The 12,357-nt window shown below is 44.3% G+C and carries 15 protein-coding genes; 5 read left to right on the plus strand and 10 right to left on the minus strand.

Annotation, left to right across the window (positions count from 1 at the left end; genetic code table 11):
• Nucleotides 1-2 precede the first annotated feature (2 nt).
• Nucleotides 3-437, minus strand: a complete 435-nt coding sequence (locus C161_RS17680; RefSeq protein ID WP_036671743.1) for an Lrp/AsnC family transcriptional regulator — start codon at nt 435-437, stop codon at nt 3-5.
• 161 nt (nt 438-598) lie between these two features.
• On the opposite strand from C161_RS17680, the gene C161_RS17685 reads away from it, so the two are divergent.
• Nucleotides 599-1,066 (plus strand): VOC family protein, encoded by a 468-nt coding sequence (locus C161_RS17685; protein WP_036671744.1) that lies wholly within the window; start codon nt 599-601, stop codon nt 1,064-1,066.
• Nucleotides 1,067-1,160: 94 nt separating this feature from the next.
• On the opposite strand, the gene C161_RS17690 is transcribed toward C161_RS17685, so the two are convergent.
• Nucleotides 1,161-1,715 (minus strand): hypothetical protein, encoded by a 555-nt coding sequence (locus C161_RS17690; RefSeq protein ID WP_036671746.1) that lies wholly within the window; start codon nt 1,713-1,715, stop codon nt 1,161-1,163.
• Nucleotides 1,716-1,811: 96 nt separating this feature from the next.
• Between C161_RS17690 and C161_RS17695 the strand changes: the two genes are divergently transcribed.
• Complete coding sequence (locus tag C161_RS17695; RefSeq protein WP_036671748.1) at nt 1,812-2,729, plus strand: phosphatidate cytidylyltransferase; 918 nt, start codon at nt 1,812-1,814, stop codon at nt 2,727-2,729.
• 314 nt (nt 2,730-3,043) lie between these two features.
• Here C161_RS17695 and C161_RS17700 read toward each other — a convergent pair whose 3' ends face one another.
• Nucleotides 3,044-3,616 (minus strand): hypothetical protein, encoded by a 573-nt coding sequence (locus tag C161_RS17700; protein ID WP_235193852.1) that lies wholly within the window; start codon nt 3,614-3,616, stop codon nt 3,044-3,046.
• A gap of 367 nt (nt 3,617-3,983) precedes the next feature.
• Complete coding sequence (locus tag C161_RS17705; RefSeq protein ID WP_036671750.1) at nt 3,984-4,361, minus strand: LysM peptidoglycan-binding domain-containing protein; 378 nt, start codon at nt 4,359-4,361, stop codon at nt 3,984-3,986.
• Nucleotides 4,362-4,665: 304 nt separating this feature from the next.
• Here C161_RS17705 and C161_RS17710 point away from each other — a divergent pair, with 304 nt between their 5' ends.
• The 3 genes from C161_RS17710 to C161_RS17720 all read left to right on the plus strand — a co-directional run bounded on the left by C161_RS17710 (nt 4,666) and on the right by C161_RS17720 (nt 7,138).
• Nucleotides 4,666-5,718, plus strand: a complete 1,053-nt coding sequence (locus C161_RS17710) for a bifunctional transcriptional activator/DNA repair enzyme AdaA (RefSeq protein WP_036671751.1) — start codon at nt 4,666-4,668, stop codon at nt 5,716-5,718.
• Nucleotides 5,719-5,795: 77 nt separating this feature from the next.
• Nucleotides 5,796-6,569, plus strand: coding sequence for an isocitrate lyase/PEP mutase family protein (locus C161_RS17715; protein ID WP_036671753.1), 774 nt, complete (start codon nt 5,796-5,798; stop codon nt 6,567-6,569).
• Between the two features lie 50 nt (nt 6,570-6,619).
• The gene (locus tag C161_RS17720; RefSeq protein ID WP_036671755.1) at nt 6,620-7,138 is read left to right on the plus strand and encodes a hypothetical protein; all 519 of its coding nucleotides are present in this window, start codon (nt 6,620-6,622) and stop codon (nt 7,136-7,138) included.
• A 163-nt stretch (nt 7,139-7,301) separates the two neighbouring features.
• On the opposite strand, the gene C161_RS17725 is transcribed toward C161_RS17720, so the two are convergent.
• The 6 genes from C161_RS17725 to C161_RS17745 all read right to left on the minus strand — a co-directional run bounded on the left by C161_RS17725 (nt 7,302) and on the right by C161_RS17745 (nt 12,332).
• On the minus strand, nt 7,302-8,000 hold the full coding sequence (locus tag C161_RS17725) for a hypothetical protein (RefSeq protein WP_036671757.1): 699 nt from the start codon (nt 7,998-8,000) through the stop codon (nt 7,302-7,304).
• The gene (locus C161_RS17730; protein ID WP_036671759.1) at nt 7,997-8,872 is read right to left on the minus strand and encodes an ATP-binding cassette domain-containing protein; all 876 of its coding nucleotides are present in this window, start codon (nt 8,870-8,872) and stop codon (nt 7,997-7,999) included. The genes C161_RS17725 and C161_RS17730 overlap by 4 nt, the downstream gene beginning before the upstream one ends.
• Nucleotides 8,869-9,249 carry a GntR family transcriptional regulator gene (locus C161_RS17735; RefSeq protein WP_036611682.1) on the minus strand — a complete coding sequence of 127 codons (381 nt, stop codon included), beginning with the start codon at nt 9,247-9,249 and terminating at the stop codon, nt 8,869-8,871. Before C161_RS17735 ends, C161_RS17730 begins: the two co-directional genes overlap by 4 nt.
• A gap of 99 nt (nt 9,250-9,348) precedes the next feature.
• On the minus strand, nt 9,349-9,519 hold the full coding sequence (locus tag C161_RS32015; protein ID WP_017691550.1) for an aspartyl-phosphate phosphatase Spo0E family protein: 171 nt from the start codon (nt 9,517-9,519) through the stop codon (nt 9,349-9,351).
• A gap of 240 nt (nt 9,520-9,759) precedes the next feature.
• The gene (locus C161_RS17740; protein ID WP_036671761.1) at nt 9,760-11,142 is read right to left on the minus strand and encodes a hypothetical protein; all 1,383 of its coding nucleotides are present in this window, start codon (nt 11,140-11,142) and stop codon (nt 9,760-9,762) included.
• A gap of 272 nt (nt 11,143-11,414) precedes the next feature.
• Complete coding sequence (locus C161_RS17745) at nt 11,415-12,332, minus strand: aldo/keto reductase (protein WP_017691548.1); 918 nt, start codon at nt 12,330-12,332, stop codon at nt 11,415-11,417.
• Between the last annotated feature and the right edge of the window lie 25 nt (nt 12,333-12,357).

A 12,357-nucleotide genomic window follows, 5' to 3' on the forward strand; every position in this document is an offset into this window, starting at 1 on the left:
TCTTAAAGAAGAACACGGTTTTCCATAATATTTTTCATGCTGATATGGGATTTGGAGGGTCCCAGCTTCACCAGTGAATCCTGAAATTCGGCAAGTTCTTCAATGGACGCCGTCTGTACCTTGATCAGGTAGTTATACTCACCGCTAATCCGATAGACATCCGTGACTTCGATAGCCTGTTCACAGAACTGAACTAACTCATCGCAATGCTCTGTTTTGAGCAAAATAAACGTCGTTGTTCCACGGTTTAATTGGGCCAGATTATAGATGGTTGAATAGCCCGTTATTACACCTCTCTCCTCCAGTTTCAGGATTCTTTCCTTAACCGAAGGTTGGGACATGTTAATTTCTTTGCTTATCTGTGCAACGGGAATACGTGCATGATGTTGCAACAAGCGCATAATCTGCTGATCGATTTCATCTATCATGTGTTCCATTTGCAAGACCTCCAAGTCGTCGGCTTATTTAATAAGGTTTTTCTGATAAATTAGCTAAAAATAGTTAGATTCCATCTCATTATATCCTTTGATATTGTATGGTTCCAATGGGATATCAGCCCTATAATTTAGACTACAATCTGAAGAAGGAGCGATGTAATGTGAGTGTTATTGGACTTGCACATGTAGCCATTCAGGCTCGTAATTACGAAGATACTCTGGCGTTTTATACAAAAGTATTGGGATTCAAGGTCGGTCACTCCTGGAGTTTGCCTTCCTTCCACATTACCGAGGCATGTATGCTGATCTCTCCGGATCAGCGCACCTGTATTGAGGTATTTGATCCAAAAGCCGTCATTCCCGCCGAGGGTGAACCTGCCACCTCTCCTGAAGCGGTCCGGCACGGCGCACTGTTACATTTCGCCTTTTACGTGCATGATGTAGAAGACATCTATCAGCAAGCGCTCGCCCATGGAGCCAAGGCCTACGTTGAACCGGATTGGATATCGCTTGGCGAACCTGCACTTCGGGTTAGAAATGCGCTCGTCCACAGTCCGAATGGTGAAGTGATCGAATTTCTTGAAGAGGTTAATTTTGACCGATCCTCATCCTCACCATCATCCATATGAAGTACACAAACAGCCTGTTGCCTCGTCATTCGTGGCAGCAGGCTGTTTCATGGTTCGATTTCCTTGGCAAGAAGCATCAGCACACGCACCTACCCTACTCTTGCTCTGTATTCCCCAGCGTATACTCACTTAGTTTCCCTTCATAAACCAGTTGCAATCGTTCACTCTGGCGAAAATCATCCGGTGTCACCAGCGCCGGCAGTTTATTCCACAGTTTGATTCCCGAACGCTGCAGAATCTCAGCTACAAATTGGGAGCAGAAGTAGGAGTTGCTGAACTCCACCGGTTCCTTGAGTGTAATGCCGATCACGCCGAGCAGATTGTACATATATTTCTGGCGGCTGCGGATGAAGATGTGCAGCACACGTTTCATCTTTTCCACTTCACGATCCGTCACCTGAAGCTTGTATATGACACATGTGGTATTGGGATACTTGCTGTATGTACCTGTCTGAATATTCTCCTTCACAAACCCGCCATTCAGCGGATTGCTCGGATGCTTGCGGCCGAAGCTGTACAGTTCGGTTAACTCCCGGTCAAATGAGATCGATGCGTGATTATATGGCGCTCGGGTATAGCTCTGAATAACCTTGGTAAACAGCGTTCCTGTATTCGTAAGCAGGATATAGATGGAGCGTTCATCTGTCATAGCAAAATTTCCCCTTATCAAGTTGGCACTATTCCTTCATAATAACATAGGTACCCTACAATGGAATCTTACTTTGAATAAGCAGGTGATCGGTACGTGAGCAGTTCACTCTTTACACTAACGTTAATCTTCACAGCTTTACTTGGGATACATATCGTGTACAAAATTATTGCAAAGCTTCAGCCAAGCAAAGACTATTCAGGCATCGGCCAAAAAATCAAAACCTGGTGGGGTATGTTTGTGATCTTCTGCCTCGCCACCCTTTTTAACCCCATCGTGTCCCTCATCTCCCTCATGGTGCTTGCATTCTTCTCACTCAAAGAATACTTCTCCATGATTCGCAGTACACGCAAAGCCGACCGCAGGCTGTTCCTATGGGCGTATCTGGCGATTCCGGTTCAGTTCTACTGGATCTACATTGGATGGTATGGCATGTTTATCGTGTTTATTCCCCTATATGTGTTCCTAGTGCTGCCCCTGCCACGTCTGATTAACAAAGGTACGGTCGGTTTCCTGCGCAGTGTCAGCTCCACACAATGGGGACTAATGCTGATGGTGTTTGGGCTGAGCCACCTGGCCTATTTCCCATTTGCCTCACCGGAGTACGGCTCCAAGCTGGTGCTGTTCTTGGTCGTGCTAACACAGCTTAATGATGTGGTGCACTATCTGGTCTCTCTCTATCTGGGCAAACGAAAAGTGGTGCCTACCGCCAATCCATTTGTCACCTGGGAAGGGTTTGCGTGTGCGTTTATTGTAACGACAGCTACGTCTTATTTTATCCATCCCTACCTGACACCATTTGATTGGAAATTCTCGCTGTTCATCGGGGTGTTGATCAGTCTGGCTGGATTCTTCGGTAGTCTGACGGTGTCTGTACTGAAGCGTGATCTGTTAATTGGAGATGACAACAAGTTCGATTCGCTCAAAAAAAGCTACCTGAGCCGGGTGGACAGCCTGACTTATACCTCGCCGGTTATGTTCCACGTGGTCCGTTATTTCTTTGACTTTATGTAGCAACTATATAAATTGAACTAAAAAGTAATTTTTACACTTGCCACTCCGATGACAGAACAACCTTCAGATCGCTGTTATCCCCCGATTTTTTTAATTACTTTTATAAAGGTGAAAATCAGGGTATAAAGGCGAACGCTTTGCTTCTTCTGGTTATTTCTGTCCTCTACGTTCTCGTGTAAATCTTCAGTTCAATCTTTATAGATGTAGCAACAGATAGATCGGCGATCTTGTAATCATGGATGTCAAAAAAAGCAGCCCAAGTGGCTGCTTTTCCTTTTCACTAGGCTCATGACGGAGCCTTAATCATATGCGTGCTACTTCAACGTAATTTCTTTCTCGGACATGATTTCGTTCCCCTCATCATTTGTGAAGACAAATGTCGCTTTGCCCCGCTCGCCCTTCATCTCATCCGAATAGATAAAGCCGGAGAATTGTCCATTACCGCTAAAGTAAAAGCCATCTTCTCCATTTCCACCATGTTCAATGGCTTCCTGTAGTGAATTCACAATCGTCACCGTGTTAGACGTCCACCGCATCTCCGTTAGTGTATAGCCCTTCGGAACCTGTTTAATTCCAAAATCAAAGCTGTTACCCTCGCTCGGTTTCTCCGTCTGGTCAATGACGATATCAATCTGCTCAGACGGTTCAGTGGATTCCGATTGAGCCGTAGGCTTGCCCTCTTCACCACTGGCACTGCCTTGGCTATTGTTATTCTTCGCATCCGCATTCGGTACAGAGTTTTCTCCAGCTTCCTCTACAGGTTGCTTCGATTCCGGATAGGCATGTTCCTGAACCGATTCACCACTAGTGCCACAGGCACTGACGAATAGCGAAATACAGAGCACAGACATGCAAAGTGCAGATTTCTTTATATTTATTTTCATCATCTAATTCTCCCTTCATTCATCTACAGCACATATATCTATATCAGTTGAACTAATCATTTACACGATAACGGAGAGGACAGAAAAAACCTGAAAAAGCGAAGCGTTCGCCTTTATCCCCGGATTTTCCCTTTAAGAAAAGGGAATCAAAAAATCTGGGGATAACAGCGATTGGAAGGTTATTCTGTCATCGTAGTGTCAGTGTAAATATTCTTTAGTTCAACTTATATAGCACGCCACTTATTAATCACTACACCATATCGTCCCACATGAAGCTCCATTATATGTAAATGACTAATAAATTCAGCATGTAACTGCACCTCGATGAATAAAAAAAGAACTCTGTTCATGACGTCATGCACCGTTTATTTTATCGATCAAACCCAGGTAAGACCAACACTTGTCCAATCTGAATGGCGTTATGCTCGATTTTGTTCACTTTCTTGATAGCTTCTACATACACACGAGTGTCCATCTGCTGAGGTTTATGTGCCAATGAAATGCCCCACAGTGTATCTCCCTGAGATACAACGATCTGGTCCCCCGACAACAATTGCTCATCTCCGGCAAATGCAGTGAATACAGCACTACACCCTATGATTATAATTAGAGTTATAGTGACGATTTTCATTAGCCAGGTTGGCGTCTTCACACGCTGCATGAATTGACCTTTAACATACATGGTGCGAGACTCGGACGTTTTGGTATAAACGGATTCATAAATACTTTTGTACGTAGAATATCTCATTCTATTCGACCTCCAGACTTTCATTCCGCTAATCTTTAATTTCATGTTTACCTATGTATTTTTCCTATAACAATGAATGATCAATAACTCACTTTTTCACTATATAGGTATCTTTGCCTAAGTCACTCTACCTTGATAGGTCTATACTACCAGTTCACTCTAAACAAATTCTGAACAACCAAATTTCAATGTTATATCAGATTCAATTTCTCCAATATTCATGCCTGATTTTCGGCGATGCTTGCTGCAACGTTTTTCTATAATAGGTATAGATAAAGATTCTAATGAGTAAGGACGTGCCCCCATGATTTCTGCTGATCTGAAGGAACAATATTACGAGGCGCTTGTGGCCAAGGATTCGGAATACGAGGGTTTATTCTATGTTGGAGTCCGAACCACAGGTGTGTTCTGTCGTCCCACATGCCCTGCGCGAAAGCCAAAATTCGAAAACTGCGAATTCTATGAGACGGCTCAACAGGCACTTCTGGCCTCTTATCGCCCTTGCCAGCGCTGTCGTCCACTTTCTCACCCTAACCAAGTATCCGATGTCGTTCGCATATTAGTGGAAGCTGTGGAGAAAAATCCGGAGAAACGCTGGAAAGAACAGGATTTCAGGGCCCTCTCCATCGACGAATCCACTGCTCGCCGACAATTCAAGAAGCGGTTCGGCATGACCTTTGTAGAATATGCTCGCGCTCGCCGCATGGGACTTGCCCTGAAAAATATTCGCTCCGGCCGCACCGTTATTGATAGCCAATTATCTACCGGATATGAATCAAGCAGCGGCTTCCGCGATGCCTTTTCACGGATCATGGGTGCTGCCCCTACACAAGTCGATGAAGGACATATCCTGAAAGCGTCCTGGATTGACACCCGCCTCGGCCCGATGATGGCCATCGCAGATGAGGAGTCGCTATATTTACTGGAATTTGTGGACCGCAGAGGTCTGGAACGCGAAGTTGAGCGTCTGCGCAAACGAACCAAATCAGCGATTGTACCCGGCACTACAGCTCCCATCCAGTCCATTGAGCGTGAACTAAACGAGTACTTTCAAGGTATTCGGACAGCATTCGACACACCGTTGTTCTGTTTAGGAACACCATTTCAAAAGCGTGTGTGGGACGAGTTGCTGGCCATTCCGGCTGGTGAAACGAGGTCATATCAAGAGATTGCAAATGCACTGGGAAAACCGACTGCTTGCCGAGCTGTGGCACAGGCGAATGGGGCCAATCAGCTTGCGATTGTGATTCCATGTCACCGTGTAATTAATGCCAGTGGCGAATTGGGTGGATATGGCGGGGGATTAACTCGCAAAAACTGGCTTTTGACTCACGAGAAACAAAAACAGGGTAGCTGAAAAACAGAATGAAGTAATGAAGTACGCATCAAATGTCCAAAGGAATGCATGATATAACAAAGGAGAGTCAACATAATATGAGTACCTTAGAAGAAAAAGCAGCGTTGTTCCAACAATACCATGTGAAAGGAAAACCACTTGTTCTGGTCAATGTATGGGATGCCGGAAGCGCACAAGCCATCCAATCCGCTGGAGCAACGGCCATTGCTACCGGAAGCTGGTCCGTTGCTGCGGCCCACGGTGAACGCGATGGTGAAGCCATGCCATTCCATCTGGTGCTTGCCAATCTCGCACGGATTACAGCGAGCGTGGATCTGCCTGTAACGATCGATATAGAGGGAGGGTATGGGAGGTCTGTGTCAGAAGTGAAGCGAAATATCCTGCAAGTCATCGATCATGGTGCTGTAGGAATCAACATTGAAGATCAACTTCCCGCTGGCTTGGGATTGTACACTGTGGAGGAGCAATGCCCGAGATTGTCCGCCGCCCGGGAAGCTGCGCAGCAGGCAGGCATCCCGTTGTTCATTAACGCCCGCACAGATATTTTTCTGCAACATGCACCTGAACACCATAACCACTCTCTCCTGGAGGAAGCACTTATACGTTCGAGCCATTATGCAGATGCAGGAGCCAGTGGTCTGTTTGTACCCGGTTTGCAGGATCACCAACTGATTCAGGAATTGTGTGAGCGTTCACCGCTGCCAATTAACGTTATGGTCACGTCTCCTGAGCCTTCACCAAAACAGCTTGCCACACTGGGTGTAGCACGTGTAAGCTACGGGCCATATCCCTATCTGCAAGTTATGGAACACCTAAAAGAACTGGGGAGAAACATTTTATCGGGAAATTAACAGGAGGGCATGTTATAATCACCTCTATTGAACATTTACAGGAGGCAATTATGCTTAACGTGGAACAAAAGCTTGAAGTACTACAATCGTATCCCCAACTGCAACGCAAAGATGTTTCTCTCGGTCGAGTTAATTTCCACTACGAGGATAGTGCGTATGATAAAAAAATTGTTGCTCTCCATATTCATCCTAACGGAAACGGTTATATCTATGCAGGGCTACTGCCTAACTATGAGACCGATGCCAAGGGATTCGTCAATATTCGTGATTACTCCGAAGCAGATCTGCGCACCTTGTTAGATGAAACGATCCAAGCGATGTCTCACAATCCCAACGCAGTTGAATTTAAAGAACCAGAACAAGTAAAAGCTGCTGCTCCTGCATTGTCTACAATCTCTACGGGTGGCGGAACGTGGATCGATGAAGATGGACATACGCTGACTTTAAAATACGAAGATGACATGTGGTATGTATATTCCGGTGATAATCTGGATATGGCTTTTGAAACGCGTAGCGAAGCCGGCGAGTACCTCAAAGACGAAGGATTCAAACCGCAGGCTCAAGCTTAAGGGATGCACCTTCATTTGGAATTGTGTATAAAGATTGTTGAATAGGTAAATCCAATGATTTAGGATGATACAAAAAACACGAGGCGTGTTCGCACTCGTGTTTTCTGATTTCGGAATGATTTCACTTAGATTCCTTACCCAGTTCCTTTATAACTGTTTCCTGTCAGTCTTTTTTGGATTTCATGGTAAGCGGCGCATTCTTCATCATGGGGTACGTAGATAGAAGTAGCGCACCACCAATACATCCCAGAACGGTGAACAATGTCATGCGATTGATCCTAGCAATCCACAACATAAACTCACCAAGATCGCCCAATGTAATTATCAGCGTAAAGAACAAGCCAACCCCGAAGAACATAATGAAGAAGTTACGCATCCCCAAGCGCATCCAACAAACCGTTGGGAAGACAGAGATTCCCAGTACGAGAAAGCCGCTCATCAGATCGATCCACAGGTAGGATAAAAAATGATATTTGTTTGAATACAACATGCCTGGTTGATAAAGGGTTACGTCAACAATTCCTTTTTCCTGAAGCAGGTGTATGAGGAAATACGCCACATGCAAAATGACCATGGTGCCTGCAACCATCCATACCGAGTTCATATAGAAGGATTTCATGAATTGAATTCGTGTACTGCCCATACCAATCGCAACCGGAAACAGTGTAATCATTCCCCCGATGGCAAACGCACATATCCCTCCGTACATGGGACCAAACAGTTGCGTAGCATACGAGACATCAAATATGAAGCCAATGGCCAGATATACAACGGCGAGCATTAGAGCGATGGATGAAAATATGCTCAGAAACAAACGCATATCATCGCGAATCAGTCGGTTCGTACCTTTTACTGCGTTCATGGTTTAACCCCCTCTTGATTACGGGTCCTGTTAACCAAATAATCTTGTAATGTCGCTTTCTCAATGGAAAGCCCCTGTGAATGAGCGATATCCTTCCACATTTTCGAGTAGGGCTCATCAATCATCACTTTTACAGTTGATCCCATCTGGGAAGACTCTATAACTTTAACACCTGCTGTAACTCGGTTAATATCATCAATTCCCCCTGTTAGAAGAACTCCTTTTTCGCGTATCTCTTCCATCGGTTGATTTAACAACACCTCTCCGGCTTGCAAAACGATAAGGGACTCACATAAAGGCTGAATCTCCTCAATATGGTGGCTGGATATGAGAATCAGACGCGGGTTATCTTCATAACTTTCCAGTAGCGCATTATAGAAGAATTTACGCTTCTCAGCATCGAGTCCATTGGTGGGCTCATCCAGAATGGTTATCTTTGCATTACTGGCAAGACCCAATATAATCTGGGCAGCAGTCTTCATGCCTTTCGAAAATTTAATGATCTTTTTCTTCGTCGGTAGTTCGAACACATCGATTAAACGTTCCGCCAAATCCTGATTCCACTGCGGATGAAAATATTGTCCCATTTGAACCATGTCACTAACTGTCCAATTTTTCCCCAGGGGATGATTCTCCTGGATGTAACACAGATGCTCTTGGGCAGCCAGATTATTATAGGGGTCTTGACCCATGATCTGAACGGTTCCACTGTCCGGGCGGTTATGCCCTGCAAGTAAACTCATCATGGTTGTTTTACCCGCTCCATTTCTTCCCCAGATTGCACTAATGATTGGCTCACTCTCATGTAGCGTAACCTGGTTCAGAACGGGCGTCTTCTGGTAGCTGTAGTTGACCTGCTCCATATGAATCATAACTCACTCTCCTTATCCTTCTTGCCACGAATCAGATCAATGATCATGTCTTCATTCATGTGAATCCGTCTGGCTTCTTCAAGTAAAGGCTTGATGTATTCTTCATAAAAATCTTGCTTCCGTTCAACGAGCAATGCTTCTCTTGCTCCCTTTGCAACAAACATTCCAACACCTCGCTGTTTGTATATAATCCCCTTGTCCACGAGTTCCTGCAGTCCTTTGCGGGCTGTAGCCGGATTAATATTGTAGAAGCGTGACAGTTCATTGGTTGAGGGAACCTGTTCTTCCACCTTCAATCTGCCTTCCACAATATCGTCCATAATCATTGTGGCAATCTGATGAAAAATAGGCTGAGATTCATCCAAAGTCGATTTCATGTGCTTCCAACTTTCATACGTATTCATTAGTCAGTTAGTCGGTTAGTTACTCATGTAACTAACTATAGTATACAAAGACGCAAATGTAAATAGGCGAACTTAATTCATCGCCTTTCCTACCTTGGCTCTGTTGTATTGATTAATAAGCCCGTCCAGGACTACGGATTGCTGGATCACTTCCGGATGAAGCAGACTACCGTATTCCATATGCATGCGATATAACAACTGTCTGGCATCTTCGATCCGTGATATCAAATCCAGGCGATCCATAGTATCCCTCCTTTTTGTCATATTTTAGTGTATTATGCCAATCAAAAGCGCATGTGAGATACGACATACTTATTCTTCCACTTTGATACACAAAAAAAGAACGCTTCTGAATAAATCAGAAGCGTTCTTTACTTTCATTAAGTTCCAAATCCATGATCAGCGGGTCTCATAATTTCGGGGTTCGGGATTTCCTTGCCTGGGACAGGTTCCGTAGCAGGGGCTACGATGAATACAACGATACTACAGGTAGCTATCAGCAAAGCCAACTTTCTCTTCATTGAGTTTCTGCACCTCACTAATTATCATTTTGTATTGCTTTTTCGCCGTCTCAGATGCAAATTCCCGATATTGCTCGAACAGTCCGACACCTCTAAGCATACCTCGTCCACTGCTAATTTCAATAGAAAATTTTAAACTATCTAGCACAAATTCTATACCTAAATGAAACTCGTCTTTCTTTAAATAATATGCACCCAAATCTGCTAAAAGTCTTAAATATCGATCATCCGTAACCTGACTGCTCACTTTGCCAATTCGGTTACTCTGTTCCTGATAAGTGAAGTACGATTCATACTGTTTGAGAACATGATCAATATCCTTATCATAACGATTAGCCGCTGTTACAATATCACACAGCGCTGGGAATATCTCATTTTCCTTCGTTGAGATATACGCCAGATAATCAGGTAATACCTCAAACTGTCCACCCATTAAATGATATATATATCGATTAGCTTCAGCCCATTCTTGAAACTGATTCATAACTACGATTTCATCTTTATCCGGGTTCCTCACCCAGCGATTATCCGAATATAAAGAAACATATTTAAGTGCCTCAGTGTAGTCCTTCAATTGATAACAGGCACTTCCTGCAGCTAGATCGGAGTACAGAATATAGAAGACAATTGGTCTTTTGGTCTCTTCTTGTTTCCTTCTGCCATTCATCTCATAATGGATGGACGCTTTTACTTTCAATTTTTCAGATAACTCCTGAACCTTGTTCCATCTATGCAGTGCTCCAAATGCATTAATTAGTTCGTTAAGCGCATCCAATTGATAGCGCTCATCCAGCCGATCCACATAATATTCGAACCGGGCTGCGATAATCAGATTCCGCTGCTGATCATTGGTCAGTCCCAACCGGAACAGTCGATACTGACAGAGTGCAAGCCGCTCGGAATGTTGCATTTTCTCGCTTTCAGCAATGTTTTCATATAGAAGAATGGCTGGTTTGAATTTACCCGCTTGGTAGAACTCTTCAGCCACATCAAATAACAAAGGAATATAGGATAGATTATCCATCATCAGACGAATAACCTCTTCAATACAGTCCAACTTGTCCAACTCGGCACAGCGATGAAGGAAGGGTCCCAGTCTTCGCCAGTCCGGGGTCGCGTGTACAAAACACTCATCTATGTATAACTCATAGAAGTAACCTTCTTCCAGTCTCATGGCGGAAGTAATGCGATCCAACTGTTGCATGGCAATAGGCCGATTTTTATTCAAAATATTGCTGAGCGTACCCGAATTAATCCCTGACGTTTCCGAAAAATGACTAATGGACATCTGCTCACGCTTCAGATAACTTTCCAAGTGATCGCGTATCGTGGTTGTCGACTCCAAACGAACACCACCCTCCAAAATAAAAAACATAAACGGGATTATCGGTATGCAAAAGTAATTATATGTAATTAGAAAGTATCGGTCAATATAATAATTTCAACTAATTTGTATTAAAACCATTTTAATCCTTTTATAAAACGGACAATCCTATCCTTATTTTATATCGGAAACACGCCTGACATCAAACCTGAAAATAGACAAAAAACACGAGCCATCTACGGGCTCGTGTTCTCAACTGACTCAGCAGTCAGAATGCTCACTATAACTTGAATTTAAGGGAGTATATTGCCTGCCGCACGGTAAATTTCATACCACTCTGGACGCGTAAGATGAACATCTCCTGCTTTTACACAGTCTTGCAGACGTTCAATATTCATCGTGCCTGTCACAGGTTGCATCTGTGCAGGGTGACGAAGCAACCAGGCGATTGCAATCGTTGTATTGCTCACGTCATACTTCGCAGCAATCTCGTCGATCTTTGCATTCAACTCCGGGAACTTGTCGCTACCCAGGAATACACCTTCGAAGAATCCGTACTGGAACGGGGACCACGGCTGAATGGTGATATCATGCAGACGACAGTAATCAAGAATGCTACCGTCACGGTTAACCGCGGCATCGTTCTCCATGTTCACGTTGATGCCACTGTCAATCATCGTCGTATTGGTAATACTCATCTGCAACTGGTTGGCTACCAGTGGCTGTTTCACGTATTTTTTCAACAATTCGATCTGGTTCGGATTCTGGTTGGATACCCCGAAGTGACGCACTTTACCTTCGCGCTCCAGTTGATCAAAGGCTTCAGCCACTTCCTCCGGCTCAACCAATGTATCTGGACGGTGCAGAAGCAGAACGTCAAGATATTCCGTTTTCAGACGTTGAAGGATACCATCCACCGAATTCAGGATGTGCTCTTTGGAGAAATCAAACATGCCTTTGCGGATACCGCATTTGGATTGAAGAATCATATTTTCACGAACTTGGGGATTCATCTGTACTGCTTCGGCGAAGATCTCCTCACATGTTCCTGTACCATAAATGTCGGCATGGTCAAAGAAATTTGCGCCAACCTCCATTGCAGAACGAACAAAATGTTCGGCTTCCTTACCGTCTAGTGAATTAATCCGCATGCAGCCCACCGCAACTACAGGTACTTCTAGTGCGCTGCTGCCCAATTTAATCGTTCTCAAGATGTTTTCCCTCCATATTCGAATA

The sequence above is a fragment of the Paenibacillus sp. FSL R5-192 genome (assembly GCF_000517845.1).
GTDB lineage: Bacteria > Bacillota > Bacilli > Paenibacillales > Paenibacillaceae > Paenibacillus > Paenibacillus amylolyticus.